Source organism: Nitrospirillum amazonense, assembly GCF_007828035.1.
GTDB lineage: Bacteria > Pseudomonadota > Alphaproteobacteria > Azospirillales > Azospirillaceae > Nitrospirillum > Nitrospirillum amazonense.
Genome location: NZ_VITV01000004.1, coordinates 264,719 through 283,206, shown reverse-complemented (window position 1 = coordinate 283,206; position 18,488 = coordinate 264,719). Strand labels below are relative to the sequence as shown.

The window sequence follows — 18,488 nt, the reverse complement described above, 5'->3', positions numbered from 1 at the left end:
ATCCGCGCCTTGGCGGGCGCTTCTCACCCCACCGGCTGATACAGGATCACATCCTCGAACGCCGCCAGGGCCGGCTCCATCTCCGTGGCGATGGGGTTGTGGTGGGCCAGGACGCGGTTGGCGAAGCGGTTGGCCACCAGCATCTTGCGGCTGTCGCCCAGCTTCAGGTCGGCCACTGCCTCCTCGCACAGCAGGGCCGTGGCCAGGGTGTCGGACAACAGGTCCAGCAGGCGCCGGCCGTGGCGGGGCGCCTGGTCCGGGTTGCGGCGCAGGTGGGACAGGGCGGCCCGGCATTCCTCCAGGGCGCCTTCCAGCAACCCGGCGGTATCGCCCGCCTGCGGGGGCAGGTCGGATAGGGCGGCCCCCACGCGGCCGAGGAAGATCTGGTCGCCGGGCCGCTTGCCCGCCACCAGGCGCAGCAGCTCCAGCGCCTGGATGTTGGCCGGCCCCTCCCACACGGCGGTCACCAGGCAATCGCGGTACAGCCGGGCAGTGGGGAATTCCTCGGTGTAGCCGTTGCCACCCACCATCTCGACAGCATTGCGGCAGGCCTTCACCGCCTGGTCGGCGGTACGGTACTTGGCCAGCGCCGTCACCAGGCGCAGCCAATCGCCGCCCTGTTCCGGATCGCTGTCCCCCGTCGCCAGGGCGTCGAAGGCGAACACCGACTCGAAGGACAGCGCCACCGCCGCCTCCAATTCCATCTGCATGTCCAGCAGCTGGTCCTGCACCATGGGGTAATGGATGACGGTCTGGCCGAAGGCGGCGCGGTGCGCCGACCATCCCAGCGATTCGACGAAGGCGCGGCGCAGCAGGCCGGCAGAGGCGACGGCGTTGTGGATGCGGCTGTACTCCAGGGCGGCCATCATGACCTTCAGCCCCTCGCCCGGTCCCGCCACCTCGAAAGCGGTGGCGCCATTGAGGTCCAACTCCGCCGTGGCCAGGCCGCGTGTGCCCACCTTTTCCTTCAGGCGGCGGACGCTGTAGGCGTTGGGGCGTCCCTCCTCCAGGTGGCTGGGCACCAGATAGCAGCCCAGGCCCCTGCCTCCTCTCAATAGGCTCCCCGCAGGCGCGCCATCGGGACGGGCGGTGGCCAGGGCCAGGCCGGAGCCCGCGTTGCTGGTGAACCATTTCAGCCCGTGCAGGGCCCAGCCTTCGTCCGTCTTCACGGCGCGCGTGGTGGTGGCGCCCACATCCGATCCGCCGTGCAACTCCGTCGCCCAGGTACCGCCGGACAGCGCCTGGCCGTCCATCCGGGTCAGTTGCGGCAGGAAGCGCTTCCGCAGGTCCTCGGGCGCCACGGTGTTCAGCACATGCGCCACCGCGCCCGTCATGGTGACAGGGCAATGGATGGACACGTCCGCCTGGCTCAGCAGATAGCCCATGGTGAAGCAGGCCAAGTGCCGGCCCGATGCGCCCTTCTGATAGGGCAGGCCGACGGCACCCCGGGCATAGGCCTCGGCATGGCAGGCCACGTAGCGGGGGTTGAAGACGATATGGCCGGGTTGAGGGCCATTGGGACCGTAGGGCTGGGGCACGTGCTGTGGGTTGGCGTAGCGGTCGGTGTATTCCGCCTGCTCATCCAGCGGGCCGCCGGCCCAGGCGCCGAAATCGGCCAACCGATCCTCATGCCGCTGCAATTCCTCCGACGCGCGCCGTTCCAGCAGGCGCTGCAGGTTGATGTCGGCGATGTACAGGTTGGTGCCCCGGGCGGTGGGGGGAACCTCATCCGGCTCGATCATGGAGTTTTCCCTTGTTCCCTCAGGCGCCGGGCGGCCACGTCCGTGGCCTTGGCTATCCTCGCATTTCAGTCCACTGCGTTCCCCGAAATGCTCCGGCGGACGCGGTCGCGTCCTAGGCCCGAGACGTGGCCTCGGGCCGTGGCGCCAGTCAGGCAGTGTGCGCCATGGCGGCGATGAGGGGAAGTCAGCCGCCGCCGGCCAGGCCGGGAAACAGGTTGCGTAGGCCGGTGGCGATGGTTTCCACCGCGACCGAGGCCAGCAGCAGGCCGAACAGGCGGCTCATGATGTTCAGGCCGATCTGGCCCAGGCGGTTGCCAATGGGGCCGGCCAGACGCAGGGACCCCCACAGCAACAGGCAGACAAAGACGATGCAGCCGATGATCAGGCCCCCGTGGATGGGGCCGTGGCCCTTCTGCATCTGGATGATGACGGCGGTGATGGCGCCGGGGCCGGCCAGCAGGGGCAGGCCCAAGGGCACCACGCCGATGGCGCTGCGTCCCTCCGCCTCGCTGGCCTCACCCTCCGTCTGCTTCATGGCGGAAACGTTGGCGTTCAGCATGGACAGGGCGATGAGCAGCAGCACCAGGCCGCCGCCCACGCGGAAGCTGTCCAGGCTGGTGCCCAGCAGGCGCAACACCAGGTCGCCCACCAGGGCCGAGACGATCAGGACGGTGGCCACGGTCAGCACCGCCTGCTGGGCGATCAGGTTACGCTCCCGCTGGCTGCGGCCCTCGGTCAATCCCAGGAAGATGGGGATGGCGGCGAAAGGGGTCAGAATGGCGAACAGCGCGATGACGAACTTGCTGTATTCCTGCCACGACGCCACGAACGATGATAAATCCAAGGCCACCCCCGCACCATGCCCGCGCCCAGTCGCGGCTTGGGGGCAGAGTAGCGTTGGCGGTGGCGGCGCTTCAACCGCTCAGCGTGCGGTTCCTCAACGGAAAAACGCCGCCACGGTCTCCAGCGCCGCGTCCACGGCGGCACCATCCACGTCCAGGTGGGTCACCCAGCGCTGCATGCCGTAGGTGCTGGTGACGGCGACGCCGTGGGCCTTCAGGTGGGCATTGAAGGCGTCGGCCACGTCGGCCGCCACGGCCACGAACAGGATGTTGGTGTCGGGCGGGGTGACAGTCAGGGCGGGGAAGGCCGAGAGACCCCCGGCCAGGCGGCGGGCGTTGGCGTGGTCATCGGCCAGCCGGCCGACGTTGTGCTCCAGGGCATAGAGGCCGGCGGCGGCCAGGATGCCCACCTGGCGCAGGCCGCCGCCCAGCATCTTACGGATGCGCCGGGCGCGCGTGATGAGGTCGTCCTCGCCCACCAGCACGCTGCCCACCGGCGCACCCAGGCCCTTGGACAGGCAGACGGATACGGTGTCGAAGCCGGCCGCCACCTCGGCCGCCGGCACGCCCAGGGCCGTGGCGGCGTTGAACACGCGGGCACCATCCAGGTGGGCGGCCAAGCCGTGGCGGCGGGCCAGGGCGACGGCGTCCTTCATGTAGGACAGCGGCAGGGCGCGGCCGCCCAGCGTGTTCTCCAGCGCCAGCAATCGGGTGCGGGCGAAGTGCGGGTCGTCCGGCTTGATGGCGGCCTGGATGTCGGCCAGGGCCAGGGTGCCGTCGGCCTGGTGGGCGATGGGCTGGGGCTGGATGCTGCCCAGCACCGCAGCCCCGCCCGCTTCCCAGCGATAGCAATGGGCCATCTGGCCCACGATGTACTCATCGCCCCGGCCGCAATGGGCCATCAGCGCCGCCAGGTTGGACTGGGTGCCCGACGGCAGGTACAGGCCCGCCGCCTTGCCCAGCATCGCCGCCGCCGTCTCCTCCAGCCGCTTCACCGTCGGATCGTCGCCGAACACGTCGTCGCCCACCTCGGCATCCGCCATGGCCTGCCGCATGGCGGGCGAGGGACGGGTGACGGTGTCGCTGCGGAAATCGTAGCGGATCATGGGAAAGGTCCTTTCAGGCGAAGTCAGCCAACGGCGCGGCGATCTTTACCACAGAAGGACGGAGACGGGATCGGAGAGGCGGCGCGTCAAATGGCCGTCAGCCGTTATCGCGTCGGCGGGCCCGGGCGATGCCCTCGGCAATAATCTCTTCCACGTTGCGGGTAGAAAAGAGGCCGGCATCCGCCTCATCCGCACCAAGCTTGATGGCGGCACGGAGCGCTTCCAGTTCCGACTGCTCCGACGGGGCGGGAGCATCTTGCGTGTCGATGCGCTGGGTCATGCCGAATTATAGGCGGGCGGGAACGGCTTTTGTCCATTCCCGCCCGTGACAAGCTGCTTACTTGATGCCGTCGCCCAGAGCCTGGTCGATCAGGGCCTTGGTCTCGGCGACACCGTAGAGGGCGATGAAGCTGCCCATGCGGGGGCCGGTGCTCTGGCCCAGCAGCACCTCGTACAGGGTCAGGAACCAGGCGCGCAGCTCGGGGAAGGGATGGCGCTTGCCGATCTCATAGACCTCGTTCTGCAGGGACTCGGCATTGGTGAGATCATCGGCCGGCCACCGGGCCAGGGCCGCCCGCAGTTCCTCCAGGGCCGCCCGCTCCACATCGGTGGGGGCGCGGTAGACCTTGGTGGGCTTCACGCGGTCCTGGTAATAGGCGACGGCGTAGCCCACCAGCCGGTCCAGGAAGGGGCTGTTGGCGGGGGTGGCGGCCGGGGCGTAGCGGCTGATGAAGCCCCACATCACGTCCGCGTTCTCGGCGTTCGCGGCACCCGCCAGATTCAACAGGATGCCGAAGGACAGGTTGGTCTTCAGCTGGTCCGCAGCGGTGGCCCACGCCGGCACCTGGCCGTTGTGGATGTGCCAAGCCGGGTTCTCCAGTGCCTTGGCCGGCTCCTCGCTCTTCAGCTTTTCGACGAAGGTCAGATAGTCGTCGACGGCGCGCGGGATGACGTCGAAGAACAGCTTCTTGGCGGCCCGCGGCTTCTGGAACATGTAGAGGGCCAGGCTTTCCGGCGGGGCGTAGCGCAGCCACTCCTCCATCGTCAGGCCATTGCCCTTGGACTTGCTGATCTTCTGGCCCTTGTCGTCCAGGAACAGCTCGTAATTGAAGCCCTCGGGCGGCTGGGCGCCCAGGATGCGGCAGATCTTGCTGGCCAGCTCGACGGAGGGGATCAGGTCCTTGCCCGCCATCTCATAATCGACGCCCAGCGCGAACCAGCGCATGCCCCAGTCGGGCTTCCACTGCAGCTTCACATGGCCGCCGGTGACGGGGGTCTCGACCTTCTTGCCGTCCTCATCCTCGAACACCACGGTGCCGGCATCCGGGTTGATCTCCAGCATCGGCACCTGCAGCACGCGGCCGGTGCTGGGGCTGATGGGCAGGAAGGGGCTGTAGGTCGCCCGGCGTTCCTCGCCCAGGGTCGGCAGCATCACGCCCATGATCTCGTCATAGTGGCGCAGCACGGCCAGCAGGGCGTGATCGAAGCGGCCCGAGGTGTACCAGTCGGTGCTGCTCTGGAATTCGTACTCGAAGCCGTAGCTGTCCAGGAAGGCGCGCAGGCGGGCGTTGTTGTGGTGGCCGAAGCTCTCATGCGTGCCGAAGGGATCCGGCACCTTGGTCAGCGGCTTGCCCAAATGCTCAGCCACCATCTCCCGGTTGGGGATGTTGTCCGGGACCTTGCGCAGGCCATCCATGTCGTCGGAGAAGGCGAACAGGCGGGTGGGCACGCCCGGCGCCAGCCGCTGGAAGGCCTGGCGCACCATGGTGGTGCGGGCCACCTCGCCGAAGGTGCCGATGTGGGGCAAGCCCGAGGGGCCGTAGCCGGTCTCGAACAGGACGTAGCCTTTGGGCGGGGCCTTGTCGCCGTAGCGCGCGACCAGCTTGCGCGCCTCCTCAAACGGCCAAGCCTTCGCCTCGCGTGCCAGTTCCTGTTCCGTCGCCATCGCGGTCACTCACGTCAATTCGGATGTGGAAAACGCCCGGCTCCACACCAGTGCCGAGTCGGGCTCGGCACCCTAGGCGCTGCCAGGAATACGGTCAATCCGGGGTCTAGGCGGCCCCGCCCTGCGCTGCCGGTTCCCCCTCGCCATTTTCTTGCTCCTGGGGATCGTACACCCAGCGCTGGCGCGCCTCGGGCAGGGTGCCGGTGGCGATGGCCTCGCGCACGTCGCGCAGCAGGCGGTTCATGGTGGCGACGTTGTGGATGGACAGCAGCTGCATGGCCAGCAACTCACCCGCCTTCAGCAGGTGGTGGATGTAGGCGCGGCTGAAATTGCTGCAGGCGTAGCAGTCGCAGGCCGGATCGATGGGCAGCGGATCCTCGCGGAAGCGGGAATTGCGCATGTTCAGCCGCTCTCCCTTCGCCTTGGGCGCCAGGGCCCAGCCGTGACGGGCGATGCGGGTGGGGCTGACGCAGTCGAAGGTGTCGATGCCCTGGACCACGCCGGCGAAGATGTCGCGGATGCCACCGATGCCCAGCAGATGCACCGGCCGGTCGGGATGGGTGTGGGGCATGGTCATGGCCACCACCTCATCCATCTGCGCGGTGTTGGCGCCCAGGCTGCCGCCCACGGCGGTGCCGAAGAAGGGGCGGTCCTTGGTGTATGTCGCGCTTTCCTTGCGCAGGTCCTCATACACCCCGCCCTGGATGATGCCGTACAGGGCCTGGGGCAGGCCGTTGTAGCTCATGCCCCCGCCCTTGGCGAATTCCTTCAAGGACCGATCGCCCCAGCGGTGGCTCAGCGCCATGGACTTGGCGGTATAGGCGCGGTCGACATGGAAGGGCGTGCATTCGTCGAACTGCACGATCAGGTCGGCGCCCAGCTTGCGCTGGATGTCGATGGACAGCTCAGGCGACAGGAACAGCTTCTCGCCGTTCATGTAGCTGCGGAAGGTGGCGCCCTTCTCGCTGATCTTCAGCAGGGTGGTGTCGCGCGTCTGGGTGCGGCGGCCCTTGATCTCGTCCGCCACCGAGCCGTGGCCCATGGAGAAAATCTGGAAGCCACCCGAATCGGTCAGCATGGGGCCGTCCCAGCCCATGAAGCGGTGCAGGCCGCCCATCTTGGCGACGATGTCCGCACCGGGCTGGATCATCAGGTGATAGGTGTTGGACAGGATGATGTCTGTCTTCTCCGCCCGCATCTGCTGCGGCGTGACACCTTTGATGGACGCCTTGGTGCCGCAGAAGATGAAGTTTGGGGTGGAGATGGTGCCGTGCGGCGTCGTCAGCCGGCCCAGGCGCGCCCGGCTGTCGGGGGCCTTGTGGGTGATCTCGAACGAGAACCCGGGGTATGAGGTCGGCAGGTCGGACATGGGGACGGACTCTGAAACAAAAGGGATGAGGGGAAACAAAAGGGATGTAGGGCCGGTCAGGCGGTCGCCTTGGCTGGCAGGTGCGGTTTCAGCGCGCGGCGCGACAGGTACATGAACGGCGTGTCCAGCAGGCTGGCGGCCACCCGCATCAGATAGGTGCCCAGGATGTAGGTGAACACCAGCGCGTGCCAGTCCACCGGCGTCTCGGCGAAGACGCGCCAGGCCAGCAGGCTGAAGACGGTGTTGTCGATCAGCGCCGATACCATGGTGGAACCGTTGTTGCGCAGCCACAGGTGCCGCTGCCCCGTGGCGCCCCGGATCTTCTGATAGATCCAGACGTCGCACAGCTGGCTGGCCAGGTATGAGGCCATGCCGGACAGGAACAGCGCCGGGGCCGGCAGGAACAATGCGGCCAGATGGTCTTGCGTCGACAGCGCCCAGGCCATGTCATCGCCCGCCTGTTCCGCCGTCATGGGGCGGAAACCCAGGGTGATCAGCATCATCAGCGTGAACAGCAAATAGCCCGCGAAGCTGAGATAGATGCCGCGCCGCGCAGCATTCCGACCGTAATGCTCGGTCAGGATGTCGGTGGCGAGATAGGTGGAGCTGAACAGGATCGTGCCCATGGCCACGGGGTGTTCATAGAAGGGGAATTGAACCGCCTTCAACACCTCGACGTTGGCGCCGATGATGGCGACGATGATGTAGATGTAGAGGCCGGACTGTCCGAACAGCCGGGCGAGCGCCAGGATGGCGCTGAAACAGAACAGCATCTGGCCCACCAGCAGTGCGGCTGGCGGCAGGCCGTTCAGGAAATCGACGAGAGCGGCGGGCGAGAGCGTCATGGATGTGAGGCCCCAGCCCGCAGGCAAGGCGATCGTCACGCAGGGAATGCTGATAGGCCGCGGGCGGACCCGTCTAACCGCATTCCCTCACAAGGATCGGGGCGGCACCCATGGAGCCGCCCCATTCCCGGAAGGCGTGCGATGCTTAGGCGGCGGCCTTGGCGGCCAGGACCTTGGCGATGCGGCGCTTCACGCGGCGCGCATCCAGCGACAGCTCGCTGTCCTTCATGTCCAGCAGGGCGCTGTCCAGGCCGCCCTTGTGCTCGATCGTGCGGATGCCCTTGGTGGACAGGCGCAGACGGACCATGGTGCCCAGCGCGTCGCTCAGCAGCGAGGTCTCCTGGAGGTTGGGCAGGAAACGCCGGCGGGTCTTGTTGTTGGCATGGCTAACGTTGTTGCCGAACTGCAGACCTTTGCCGGTCACATCGCACTTGCGGGCCATTGGAGCACCTTCACGGAATAACTAGAATGACAACCCCGGGCGCACACCGCTCCGGAGGGAAGCGGCGATATAACCGAAGGGGCGGCGGAGAGTCAAGGGCGCCCCTGGAGAATTCAGGGGCCAGTCGTCGGCATCCCTGCCATGGCCTGATGGAGAATCAGGCGTAGAACAGGGGCCGGCGACCATGGGCGCCACTGATGACCAGTCGGCATGCGGGAGTCAATGCTCGGCCGCTTTTTCTTGGGGTTATTCGCTGGACTCAATCTCCCGTCCGGGACATCTCCAGATCGACGCGGTGCGGCTTGCCCTTGTGGATGAACTCACCGACGAAGCTCAGCCTGTCCTTGGTGCGGGCATAGGTGATGCGCTCGCCAGCGTGGCCGCCCACGCCCTCGAACACCACGTCGCCGGGGCCGCACCGGGTGGCGGTGAAGGTGACCGGTGTCATCTTGTCCTCCCACGCCCGGGCCAGCGTGCCGTCGAAGTGGCGCATGCGCAGCGTCACCTTGCCATCGGTCAGCGACAGGCTCAGCGCTTCCACGAAATGGGGCGTGCCGTCCTTGGCCGTCTCCCACGCGCTGCCGGCCAAGGCGCCGCCGGGCAGCAGCACCCAGCGCTCCTCCCCCGCCGTGTCAACGGCGGTGTTGCCCCAGGCGCCCTGCAGCCAATGCAGGCCTTCCAGGCTGCAATCCTCCGCCCAGGCGGGGGTGGACACCAATAGGGACAGCAGGGCGATGGCGGGGCGGCGCATACTCATTCCTCACGGCGGAATTGGGCAAGCAGGCTGCGGGCGGCCATGGCGGGCGTCCGGGTTCCGGCCGTCACCGCCGATTCGGCGTCCCGCAGCTGGTCGCGCACGGCCGGGTCATGGGTGAAGGCCGACAGCAGGTTTTCACGGATCTCGTTCCACATCCAGGCGCGTGCCTGATCCGCCCGGCGCCCCTCCAGCCGACCGCTGGCGGCCTGCGCGTCGCGGAACCGCCCTATGGTGTCCCACACTCCGTCCACGCCCGTTCCGGTGATGGCGGAACAGCTCAGCACCGGCACGGTCCAGTCCGGCGTGGCTGGCCGCAGCAACGCCAGGGCATGGCGGTACTCGGCCACCGCATGACGGGCCTGGGCCACCAGGTCGCCGTCCGCCTTGTTCACCACCACCAGGTCGGCCAGTTCCACGATGCCCTTCTTCAAGCCCTGCAACTCATCGCCGCCGGCCGGCAGCAGCAGCAGCAGGAACAGGTCGACCATGTCGGCCACCGCCGTTTCCGATTGGCCTACCCCCACCGTCTCCACCACGATGACGTCAAAGCCGGCGGCCTCACACAGCAGCATGGCCTCGCGCGTGCGCCGGGCGACGCCGCCCAGGGTGCTGCCGGCGGGTGAGGGGCGGATGAAGGCCGCCGGATCGCGCGACAGCCGCTCCATGCGGGTCTTGTCGCCCAGGATGGAGCCGCCGGTGCGCTGGCTGGACGGGTCGATGGCCAGCACCGCCACCTTGTGGCCCCGACCGATGACGTGCAGGCCGAAGGCCTCGATGAAGGTGGACTTGCCCACGCCCGGCACGCCGGTGATGCCCACCCGCACCGACCGTCCGGCATGGGGCAGCAGCCGGGCCAGCAGGGCGTCGGCCTGGGCGCGATGGTCGGCGCGGGTCGATTCGATCAGGGTGATGGCCCGCGCCAGGGCCCGCCGGTCCCCCGCCAGCAGCGGTTCCGCCAAGCCAGTCGGATCAGCAGGCGACTCGGGGTGCAGGGGAGTATCGGCGATCATGACGCAGCCGGCCTCAGGCAAAGGGTCCTTCGACGGTCCATACCCCAGAACTTTGGTCCGGGCGATTGCCGATGTCAAAAAGCTGCGAGTTGGGGGCTATCGCCTAGGTGGCCATTGGCGGGCAGCATGCAGCAGGCGGAGTATCCGCACGGTGCCGCCAATCACCTCATAGATCATGATGTAATTGGGGTGGATGACCAGCTCACGCGTTCCGGCGACGCGGCCTGGCCGCCCCACCCCATAATGCTTTACCAGGAGAACGGCCCGTTTAGAGAAAAGCTCATCCAAAGCTAAAGCTGCGACCAAGTCCTCTTGGGCAATATACTCTCGAATGCGATTGCGATTGATGGTCGCGGAACGCGTCCAAACCAGCCTCACGAGGCGAAGCCGGCCAATTTGCGTCGTGCTTCTGCCCGCCACGCTTCCGCTTCCGCCTCCACTTCTTCCGCTGATACCGTGTCACCGGCATTGGCTTCATCGATCCCGGCCTGGACTTCGGCCCGGAACCAAGCATCGTAATCGGCGGCCTCCTGCCGCTGTCGCACAAAATCACGCATGTAGTCGCGCAACAGCTGGGCGCCCGTACGGTCATGGGACTTGGCCGCCTCGGCGAAGGCGGTTTTCAGCGTCTCATCCACCCTGAAGGTGAAGGTCGTCTCGGTCATGGGACCGCCTCATGTGTTACACGGTATGTGCAGTGTAGCACGCGCCCATCACCCTGGAACGGTCTCAGTTGAGACGGTATGTGGTGCAGCCACACCCCCCTCCTTCACCGGATCCGCCGTTTGCTGCCGCGCCCACAGGTCGGCATAGGCGCCGCCCAGGGCCAGCAGGTCGGCGTGGCGGCCGCGCTCCCGCACGCGGCCTTCCTCCAGCACGATGATCTCGTCGGCGTCCACCACGGTGGACAGGCGATGGGCGATGACCAGGGTGGTGCGCCCGCGGCTCACTTCGCGCAGGTTGCGCTGGATTTCCCGCTCGGTATGGGTGTCCAGGGCGCTGGTGGCCTCGTCGAACATCAGGATGGGCGGGTTCTTCAGGATGGTGCGGGCGATGGCCACGCGCTGCTTCTCGCCGCCGGACAGCTTCAGGCCGCGCTCGCCCACCGTGGTGTCCCAGCCGTCGGGCAATCCCGCGATAAAACCGTCGATGTGGGCCAGCGCCGCCGCATGCTCCACCTGGCTTTGCGTCGCCTCAGTGCGGCCATAGGCGACGTTGTAGCGGATGGTGTCGTTGAACAGCACCGTGTCTTGCGGAACGATGCCGATGGCGGCGCGTAGGCTGGCCTGGGTGATCTGGCTGATGTCCTGCCCGTCGATCAGGATGCGGCCGCCGTTGGCGTCGTAGAAGCGGAACAACAGCCGCGACAGGGTGGACTTGCCGGCGCCGCTGGGCCCGACGATGGCCACGGTGCGGCCGGCGGGCACGGTGAAGCTGATGCCCTTCAGGATGGGCCGGCGCGGATCATAGCCGAAGGACACGTCCTCGAACCGCACCTCCCCGCCGCCGATGGCCAGGGGCTTGGCCCCCGGCGCGTCGGCCACCTCGCGGTCCACGGCCAGCAGCACGAACATCTTCTCCATGTCGATCAGGGCTTCCTTCACCCCGCGATAGACGAAGCCGAAGATGTTCAGCGGCTGGTACAGCTGCAGCATATAGGTGTTCACCAGGACGAAATCGCCCAGGGTCAGGGTACCGGCCTCGATACCGCTGGCCGCCATCCACATGACGATCACCAGGCCCACGGCGATGATGAAGCTCTGGCCCACGTTCAGGATGGACAGCGAGGTCTGGGTGCGCACCGCCGCCTGCTCATAGACCTTCAGCGCGCGGTCATAACGCTGGGCCTCGTGCTCCTCATTGCCGAAGTACTTCACCGTCTCATAGTTCAGCAGGGTATCGATGGCGCGGGCGCTGGCCTTGGTGTCGCTTTCCACCATCTGGCGGCGGATGCGGGTGCGCCAGTTGCTGATGACGACGGTGAAGGCGATGTAGCCGCCCACGGCCACGAAGGTGACCAGGGCGAACCAGATGTTGAACAGGCGCCACAGGATGCCGGTGACCAGCAGGATCTCCAGCACCGTGGGCAGGATGTTGAACAGGGCCGTGGACAGCAGGGTCTCGATGGCCTTGGTACCCCGCTCGATAGAGCGGGATAGGCCGCCGGTCTGCCGTTCCAGATGAAAGCGCAGCGACAGGCCGTGCAGGTGGCGGAAGACGCTCAGCGCCGCCTTGCGCATGGCGCGCTGGGCCACCCGCTCGAACACGCTGTCGCGCAGTTCGCCGAAGGCCAGCGACAGCACGCGCGCCAGGCCATAGGACAGGATGGCCAGCACCGGCACCACGGCGGCGTTGGCCTTGATGCCCTCGCCCAGCTGGTCCACCGCATGCTTATAGAAGACGGGGATGGTGACGCTGGCCGCCTTGGCACCCAGCAACAGCAGCATGGAGAGGATGACCCGCCCCCGCGTGCCCCACTCGCCCTTGGGCCAGACATAGGGCAGCAGCATGGCCAACGCCTTGCCCTCCCCCATCTGCGGACGGGTGGGCCGGGGTTCCGGCGCGGCGGGTGACGGATGGGTGGGGATGGCGGTCTGGGTCATCAGCACTAGATGGGGCGGCGGGGCGGATGGGGTAGGGCGGGGCGGCTATGTGATTGCGGGCGGTCCGGCCGTGGCGCAGCGACGGCCGTCACCTGTCAGCGCCTGTCGTTCAGCAATTGGCGGATGGCTTCGGCCAGCAGGCGGTAGGCGCGGTCGTCGCCCTTGTCGGCGGCGGCCGCCGCCTTGTCCGCCTGGGCGCGGAAGCGGGCGTAACCCCGGTCGCGGCGCAGGCCGTCCCGGGCGCCGGCGGCCAGGACGTCGTCCAGGGTGGACGGCACCTCGGCCGTCCCAGCCGAAGTGGGCGCCGAGGTGGGGGCAGCACCTTTGGATTTGGTCGACAACGGCTTGGACGGCCGTTTGAACGGGGACATGGGGGGCGCCCTCGGGATACGGGGACCGGAACGGCCCCATCATGCCCCGGTCACGGCAACATCGCCAGCGCCGGGCCGGGCGGCACCTGGCGGTCGGGCGGGAAAATGACGGTGACGTGGGTGCCGCCGCCGGGCGGGCATTCCACCATCAGGGTGCCGCCGTGCAGGTCCATCAGGCGGCGGACGATGAACAGGCCCAGGCCGCTGCCGCCGTGGCGCCGGCGCAGCGAGGGCTCCGCCTGCAGGAAGGGCTGAGTGCCCAGGTTCTCCAGCACGTAGCGGGAGATGCCGGGGCCTGTGTCGATGACCGACAGGGCCAGCCCCTCGCGCCGGATGTCGGCCGACACCGTCACCCGGCCGCCGTCGGGCGTGAACTTCACGGCGTTGCCCAGCAGATTCAACAGCACCTGGCGCAGGGCCGTGGGGTCCAGCATGGCGTGCAGGCCGGCGGCGCCGACCACGGTGATCTCGATCTTGCGCTGCAGGTTGCCGGCCTGGATCTGGCGCACCGCCACCGCGACCTCGGCCGCGATGTCCACCACCTTGTCCTCCAGCTCGAACCGGCCCGCCTCCATGCGTGCCACGTCCAGGATGTCGTTCACCAGCTCCAGCAGATGCAGGCCGCTGACACGGATGTCCTCGGCATAGTCGGCGTAGCGCGCGTCTCCCACCGGGCCGTAGGTCTGTTGGGTGATCAATTCGCTGAAGCCGATGATGGCGTTCAGCGGCGTGCGCAACTCGTGGCTCATGCTGGCCAGGAAGGCGCTCTTGCTGCGGCTGGCCATTTCGGCGTCGTGGCGGGCGCGGGCCAACTGGCCATCCGTCTCCTTGCGCACGGTAATGTCCATGAGCGAGCCCAGCAGGCGGGCCGGTCGAGGGGGCGCGTCCCCGGTGTCCGTCGCCGGCCAGACGCCCTGGCCGCGCACGTGGAACCAGCGGGTGACCCCGTCGGCGCAGACCATGGGCAGTTCCAGGTCGAAGGGCTGGCGCAGGCGCAGGTGGTTGCGCACGTGGGAAAAGGCCCGCGCCCGCTCCGCCTTGGGGATCATGCCCAGCACGCGGCGGGGGCCCTGGCTGCCCGCCGGCAGGCGCAGCAGGGTCTGGGCTTGGCCGGACAAGTGCAGACTGCCGTCGCCCAGATGCCAGTCCCAGATGCCGACGGCGGAGCCGCCGGTCGCCAGCTCGTACCGTTCCTTTTCCTGGCGCATGGTCTCGGCTGCCTGATGCTGGGCCGTCAGATCGATGGCCATGCCGACATAGCCCAGACGCTCGCCCTCGCGCGCCGTCACGGGCAAGGCCTCGCACAGCACCCACACGATGCGGCCGTCGGGGCGGCAGATGCGGAACTCCTCGGCATAGCGTTCCCCCTGCTGGGTGGCCGCCAGCCAGCGGGATTGTGCGCGCTTGTGATCCTCGGGATGGATCAGCCACCATTCCCAGCTACCGCCCGGCTCCAACTCCGCCGGCATGCCGGTGATCTCGCGCAGGCGCGGATTGCGGTAGGTGATCTGGCCCGTCGAATCGACATGGAAAATGCCCACGGGCGCCATGTCGGCCAACGCGTTGTAGCGTGCCTGGCTGAGGGCCAGCTCCCGGGTCTTGCGCGCGTCAGCGGCCAGGGCCCGCACCAACACGCGGTGCAGCAACAGCGCCGTGACCACGACGAATCCCACGCCCTTGACCGGCCCCACCCATGCCGCGTGGACAGGACCCAGCATCATGTCCAGCGCGATGTCGGAACCCAGGACCCACGACCCGCCCAGCAAGGCGTAGCCCAGGCAAATCCGTGTTGCCGCCCCCAACCGCACCCTGGGTCCCGTCCTTTTTACCGGCGCGGGCCGCTGCCCCGAAAGGTCAGGTGCTTGGCCGGCTGGGTTTTACCAATGGACATACTGTAGGCACGGGCAACGGTCCGGCGCAATCAGCGGAAGGCCAGGATAGGGAAGAGGGGCGCTTATTCGCCGCCCAGCACGACCTCGCCGCTGCCCGACTTGCCGATGCGCGGCGTGCCGGTGTGCTTGGCCACCGTGATGGTGCCGCTGCCGCCCATGAACAGGTTGGGATCCTTGGCGGTGCCGTCGAAGGTGAAGTCGCCCTGCCCCAGGACGGCCACCTTCAGGGCGCTGGCATTGCCGTCGTTGATGTGCACGTCGCCCTTGCCGTTGATGACGGCCTCGATGACGCCATCCACCCGGTCGGCGGAGATGTCGCCGTTCCCATAGACGGCCAGGCGCAGCGCCTTGTCGATGGTGCCCAGCGACAGGTCGGCCTGGCCCATGACGCGCACTTCGGCCTCCGACGCGCGGCCCACATGCAGGTCGCCATGGCCGGCGATCACGAACTTCAGCGACTCCGCCACCTCGTCCACGCTGATCTCAGCGCTCTCGACGATGTTGGCCTGCAGCGACTTAACCTTTTTCAGCGACACCTGGGCCTTGCGCAGGTCCAGCACCACGTCGCCGTCCAGTTCGCCATCCACGGTCAGCTCGCCGGACAGGCCGGCAGCCACCAGCTTGGTCTTGGCCGGCACGGTGATGGTCAGCTCGGTCGACCGTCCGCTGCCCGACACCTGCAGGGCGCCGTCCTCCGCCGCCGCGCGCACCGCCCCGCCGCTGGCGGAAATGCCGATGGTGGTGGCGCTGCTGGACGGGCGGATGATGGTGTTGCCGGACAGGTTGGACAGGTTCACCACCTGCTGCGCCGGGAATTCCTGGGTGCTGTCGCTCAGGGCCCGGGCATCCCGGGCGGCGGCCCGTGCGGCCATCGCCGCGGCCTTGGCCTCCTGCTTGATGGACTCGACGTCCAGCCCGCGCATCGCCTCTTCCACATCGCGGCGGATCTGGTCGGCGTCGGCCCGGCTGATGGGGGCGGTGGGCGACGCGGGGGACGCAGGCGCTATCGGCGGAATCGGCGGGATGGGGGGAATGGGCGGAATGACGCCATCCATCTTCACCACCTTGACCGAATGCGACGAGCCGTGGCCATGGCTGCCCAGCAGCATGAAGCCCAGCGAGCCGACAGCGACCAGGGCGGCGATGACGCCGCCGGCGGGTATGCCGGGCGTGAGGCGGGGACGGGGGGAGGCGACACTGGTTTCCATGGGGCGCACCCTGCGCGACATCGTAGAATTCCCCCGACTATTGGCCACTTGGTCCCGCCTGTCCGCAGTGTTTGCCTAACCGTTACACTTTTAACCCGCCTGTTACACGACCGCCAGGGGCGGTGAGGCGCGCAGGCGGTTTACCTCCGGGGCAGGTGCGCGCCCCCGCGCCTTACCAACCCAGGCGGTTCATGACGGCGCTGATGCGCAGGCCGGCCTGGGCCGCGATTTCCGCCAGCCGGTCCAAATCGGGCAGGTCGGTCAGCGGATCGGCCACGCCCAGTTCCTCGCGGTGGATGCCGCCGGCGATCAGCAGGCCGTCGATGCCGGCGGCGTTGGCGCCGGCCATGTCGGTGCGCAGGCTGTCGCCCACCGCCAGGATGCGGTCCGGCGCCATGCCGCCCAGCAGGTCGAAGCAACGGGCGTAGACGCTGGGATAAGGCTTGCCGTGCTGGCGCACATCGCCACCCAGCTCCTCATACCGCCGCGCCAGTTCCCCGGCACAGATCACCAGCTGCGGCCCGACATGCACCACCAGGTCCGGGTTGGCGCAGACCATGGGCAGCTTCAGCGCGGCGCAGGCGGCCAGGGTGGGCTCGTAATCCGCCAGCGATTCGCTGAAATCGACGATGCCGGTGTTCAGGACGAAGTCGGCCTCCTCCGGCCGGTCAACCTTCAAGCGGCCCCCCAGATCCAGGTAGACGCCGGCGTCGCGGTCGGGGCCGATGTGCAGCAGCTTGGGCCCCAGGGCCCGGTGCCAGGCGTCCGGCGGATCGCGCAGGGCGTCGTGCGTCGCCTCGCCCGAGGTCAGCAGCGCGTCGTAATGGTCGGGGGTCAGCCCCATCTCCGTCAGCCGGGCGGCGGCGGCATCCACGCGGCGGGGGGCGTTGGACAGCAGACAGACGCGCTTGCCTCGGGCGCGCAGCGTCTTCAGGCATTCGGGCACGCCGGGATAGGGGGCGATGCCGTCATGCACGACCCCCCACAAATCCAGGACGAATCCGTCGTAGCGGTCCGCCAGCTGCGACAGGCCGGTAAATAAGGGAATGGCAGGGCTCATGAGGGGAACAATCTACTCTCAGGAAGGCAGGCGGCGGGCCATACGCGGCTCACCGAACAGGTAGCCTTGGCCGAAGTCGATGAACAGATCCAAAAGGTCCAGCAGCTGCTGGTCGGTTTCGATCTTTTCCACGATCAGGTCGATGTTGTTGCGGTCCAGCTGGCGCTTCAGCAGCGTCACCTTGTCCGGGTTGGCGAAGCGGCCGTCGGGGTCCAGCAGGCGGGCAGCGTCCAGCTTCACGAAGCGGATTTCGTGCGCTGCAAGCTGGTCCCAGTCGACGTCGAAGCGATCGACTTGGTCCATGGAAAAGCGGAAGCCCAGGCTGCGCAGCCCGTCCAGGAAGCCGGTGGCGAAGATGTCGCCCTGCATCAGGTCGGCCTGGCTGAGCTCGAAGATGATCTTCTGCACCAGGTTGGGATGCTGGCCCATGAACTGGACGAATTCCCGCATGAAGGTGCCGTCGTTCAGCGTGGCGGCGGAGATGTTGCAGAAGAAGCCCACGTTCTGGTGCCGCTTCTCCGTCTCACGCAGCAACTGGACGCAGCGGAACAGCAGCAGGTTGTCGATGGGTGCCATCAGGTTGTGGCGGGCCGCCACGCCCAGATAGCGGTCGGGCGTGAGATAGCTGCCATCCTCCAGCCGGATGCGGGAGAACACCTCGTAAAAGCGGTGCTTACGCTGCGGCAGGCTGACGATGGGCTGCAGGAAGATGTCCACCCGGTCCGACCGCAGCGCCTCGCGAATGCCGTTCATCACCGGGCCGTCGTCCTCCGCCGCCGGCGCCTCGCCAGGCAGGGGACCATAGGCGGAGCCCAGGCTGGGCACGCTGGTGGCGCGGGCGGCGTGGGCCGCCGCCGGGGCGACTTGGGGCGGCGGCGCCTGCGGGGCGGGTTCGATGGCGGTGGCGGGCCCCGCGGGCATCTGGTCGGCCAGGGTGCGCAGCATGCGGGCGTCGCTGACCACGGCGGCGACCGCGCCGCCGGCCTCGGTGCCGGGCCGCATCAGCCGGTCCAGGGCGGCCAGCACGTCGCGCTGGCGGTCCAGCAGGCGGTCCAGCCGGTGCTCCATCCGTTCCGCCTGCTCCATGCGGGCATAGAACTCATGCAGCAGGCCGCCGAAGACGAAAACCACCAGGCCCAGCAGCAGGCCATAGGACCGATCGACGCCCACGCCGGCCAGCGGCAGGGCCAAGGCCACGGCCACCGCCACGGCGACATAGCAGGCGGCGAAGATGATGTGACGTAGCACGTGCATGTTCAGGTCCTTCGTTCCGCCCTTCGGTACACACTCCGGGGC

General features: G+C 68.1%; 18 protein-coding genes. All 18 read right to left on the bottom strand.

The features are described 5' to 3' along the window. Window positions 1–23: 23 nt before the first annotated feature. The 18 genes from FBZ87_RS12760 to FBZ87_RS12675 all read right to left on the bottom strand — a co-directional run bounded on the left by FBZ87_RS12760 (window position 24) and on the right by FBZ87_RS12675 (window position 18,446). Window positions 24–1,742, bottom strand: a complete 1,719-nt coding sequence (locus tag FBZ87_RS12760) for an acyl-CoA dehydrogenase family protein (RefSeq protein WP_145610702.1) — start codon at window positions 1,740–1,742, stop codon at window positions 24–26. Between the two features lie 184 nt (window positions 1,743–1,926). Continuing rightward, a complete protein-coding gene (locus FBZ87_RS12755; RefSeq protein ID WP_186454741.1) occupies window positions 1,927–2,586 on the bottom strand; it encodes a MarC family protein in 660 nt (219 codons plus the stop codon). Window positions 2,587–2,679: 93 nt separating this feature from the next. Next, the gene (gene ltaE, locus FBZ87_RS12750) at window positions 2,680–3,690 is read right to left on the bottom strand and encodes a low-specificity L-threonine aldolase (RefSeq protein WP_145610700.1); all 1,011 of its coding nucleotides are present in this window, start codon (window positions 3,688–3,690) and stop codon (window positions 2,680–2,682) included. A gap of 97 nt (window positions 3,691–3,787) precedes the next feature. After that, window positions 3,788–3,970 (bottom strand): hypothetical protein, encoded by a 183-nt coding sequence (locus FBZ87_RS12745; protein WP_145610699.1) that lies wholly within the window; start codon window positions 3,968–3,970, stop codon window positions 3,788–3,790. A 57-nt stretch (window positions 3,971–4,027) separates the two neighbouring features. After that, window positions 4,028–5,635, bottom strand: a complete 1,608-nt coding sequence (locus FBZ87_RS12740) for a lysine--tRNA ligase (RefSeq protein WP_145610698.1) — start codon at window positions 5,633–5,635, stop codon at window positions 4,028–4,030. Between the two features lie 106 nt (window positions 5,636–5,741). Continuing rightward, entirely contained in the window at window positions 5,742–7,004 is a 1,263-nt protein-coding gene (gene tgt, locus FBZ87_RS12735) for a tRNA guanosine(34) transglycosylase Tgt (RefSeq protein WP_145610697.1), read from the bottom strand. Between the two features lie 56 nt (window positions 7,005–7,060). Beyond that, a complete protein-coding gene (locus FBZ87_RS12730; RefSeq protein ID WP_145610696.1) occupies window positions 7,061–7,849 on the bottom strand; it encodes a queuosine precursor transporter in 789 nt (262 codons plus the stop codon). 145 nt (window positions 7,850–7,994) lie between these two features. Beyond that, complete coding sequence (gene rpmB, locus FBZ87_RS12725; protein WP_145610695.1) at window positions 7,995–8,291, bottom strand: 50S ribosomal protein L28; 297 nt, start codon at window positions 8,289–8,291, stop codon at window positions 7,995–7,997. A gap of 259 nt (window positions 8,292–8,550) precedes the next feature. Continuing rightward, a complete protein-coding gene (locus tag FBZ87_RS12720) occupies window positions 8,551–9,042 on the bottom strand; it encodes a DUF6265 family protein (protein WP_145610694.1) in 492 nt (163 codons plus the stop codon). A gap of 2 nt (window positions 9,043–9,044) precedes the next feature. After that, window positions 9,045–10,058 (bottom strand): methylmalonyl Co-A mutase-associated GTPase MeaB, encoded by a 1,014-nt coding sequence (gene meaB / locus FBZ87_RS12715; RefSeq protein WP_145610693.1) that lies wholly within the window; start codon window positions 10,056–10,058, stop codon window positions 9,045–9,047. 96 nt (window positions 10,059–10,154) lie between these two features. After that, window positions 10,155–10,436, bottom strand: coding sequence for a type II toxin-antitoxin system RelE/ParE family toxin (locus tag FBZ87_RS30220; protein ID WP_145610692.1), 282 nt, complete (start codon window positions 10,434–10,436; stop codon window positions 10,155–10,157). Beyond that, on the bottom strand, window positions 10,433–10,723 hold the full coding sequence (locus FBZ87_RS12705) for a CopG family ribbon-helix-helix protein (protein ID WP_145610691.1): 291 nt from the start codon (window positions 10,721–10,723) through the stop codon (window positions 10,433–10,435). Before FBZ87_RS12705 ends, FBZ87_RS30220 begins: the two co-directional genes overlap by 4 nt. A 48-nt stretch (window positions 10,724–10,771) precedes the next feature. Next, complete coding sequence (locus FBZ87_RS12700) at window positions 10,772–12,661, bottom strand: ABCB family ABC transporter ATP-binding protein/permease (protein ID WP_145610690.1); 1,890 nt, start codon at window positions 12,659–12,661, stop codon at window positions 10,772–10,774. A gap of 95 nt (window positions 12,662–12,756) precedes the next feature. Beyond that, window positions 12,757–13,032: a hypothetical protein gene (locus FBZ87_RS12695; protein ID WP_145610689.1), complete on the bottom strand. Its 276-nt coding sequence runs from the start codon at window positions 13,030–13,032 to the stop codon at window positions 12,757–12,759. A gap of 50 nt (window positions 13,033–13,082) precedes the next feature. Continuing rightward, window positions 13,083–14,840 (bottom strand): sensor histidine kinase, encoded by a 1,758-nt coding sequence (locus FBZ87_RS12690; RefSeq protein WP_145610688.1) that lies wholly within the window; start codon window positions 14,838–14,840, stop codon window positions 13,083–13,085. A 146-nt stretch (window positions 14,841–14,986) separates the two neighbouring features. Then, window positions 14,987–16,132, bottom strand: a complete 1,146-nt coding sequence (locus FBZ87_RS12685; protein WP_145610687.1) for a DUF2807 domain-containing protein — start codon at window positions 16,130–16,132, stop codon at window positions 14,987–14,989. A gap of 172 nt (window positions 16,133–16,304) precedes the next feature. Beyond that, a complete protein-coding gene (locus FBZ87_RS12680) occupies window positions 16,305–17,192 on the bottom strand; it encodes a TIGR01459 family HAD-type hydrolase (protein ID WP_145610686.1) in 888 nt (295 codons plus the stop codon). A gap of 18 nt (window positions 17,193–17,210) precedes the next feature. Then, window positions 17,211–18,446: an EAL domain-containing protein gene (locus FBZ87_RS12675; protein WP_145610685.1), complete on the bottom strand. Its 1,236-nt coding sequence runs from the start codon at window positions 18,444–18,446 to the stop codon at window positions 17,211–17,213. Between the last annotated feature and the right edge of the window lie 42 nt (window positions 18,447–18,488).

Excerpts from the sequence above, each read along its gene's own strand:
- FBZ87_RS12760 (WP_145610702.1), bottom strand. The coding sequence starts at position 1,742 with ATGATCGAGCCGGATGAGGTTCCCCCCACCGCCCGGGGCACCAACCTG.
- ltaE (WP_145610700.1), bottom strand. The coding sequence starts at position 3,690 with ATGATCCGCTACGATTTCCGCAGCGACACCGTCACCCGTCCCTCGCCC.
- rpmB (WP_145610695.1), bottom strand. The coding sequence starts at position 8,291 with ATGGCCCGCAAGTGCGATGTGACCGGCAAAGGTCTGCAGTTCGGCAAC.
- meaB (WP_145610693.1), bottom strand. The coding sequence starts at position 10,058 with ATGATCGCCGATACTCCCCTGCACCCCGAGTCGCCTGCTGATCCGACT.
- FBZ87_RS12685 (WP_145610687.1), bottom strand. The coding sequence starts at position 16,132 with ATGGAAACCAGTGTCGCCTCCCCCCGTCCCCGCCTCACGCCCGGCATA.
- FBZ87_RS12675 (WP_145610685.1), bottom strand. The coding sequence starts at position 18,446 with ATGCACGTGCTACGTCACATCATCTTCGCCGCCTGCTATGTCGCCGTG.
- FBZ87_RS12705 (WP_145610691.1), bottom strand. The coding sequence starts at position 10,723 with ATGACCGAGACGACCTTCACCTTCAGGGTGGATGAGACGCTGAAAACC.
- FBZ87_RS12740 (WP_145610698.1), bottom strand. The coding sequence starts at position 5,635 with ATGGCGACGGAACAGGAACTGGCACGCGAGGCGAAGGCTTGGCCGTTT.
- FBZ87_RS12695 (WP_145610689.1), bottom strand. The coding sequence starts at position 13,032 with ATGTCCCCGTTCAAACGGCCGTCCAAGCCGTTGTCGACCAAATCCAAA.
- FBZ87_RS12700 (WP_145610690.1), bottom strand. The coding sequence starts at position 12,661 with ATGACCCAGACCGCCATCCCCACCCATCCGTCACCCGCCGCGCCGGAA.
- FBZ87_RS12745 (WP_145610699.1), bottom strand. The coding sequence starts at position 3,970 with ATGACCCAGCGCATCGACACGCAAGATGCTCCCGCCCCGTCGGAGCAG.
- FBZ87_RS12680 (WP_145610686.1), bottom strand. The coding sequence starts at position 17,192 with ATGAGCCCTGCCATTCCCTTATTTACCGGCCTGTCGCAGCTGGCGGAC.
- FBZ87_RS12730 (WP_145610696.1), bottom strand. The coding sequence starts at position 7,849 with ATGACGCTCTCGCCCGCCGCTCTCGTCGATTTCCTGAACGGCCTGCCG.
- FBZ87_RS12720 (WP_145610694.1), bottom strand. The coding sequence starts at position 9,042 with ATGCGCCGCCCCGCCATCGCCCTGCTGTCCCTATTGGTGTCCACCCCC.
- tgt (WP_145610697.1), bottom strand. The coding sequence starts at position 7,004 with ATGTCCGACCTGCCGACCTCATACCCCGGGTTCTCGTTCGAGATCACC.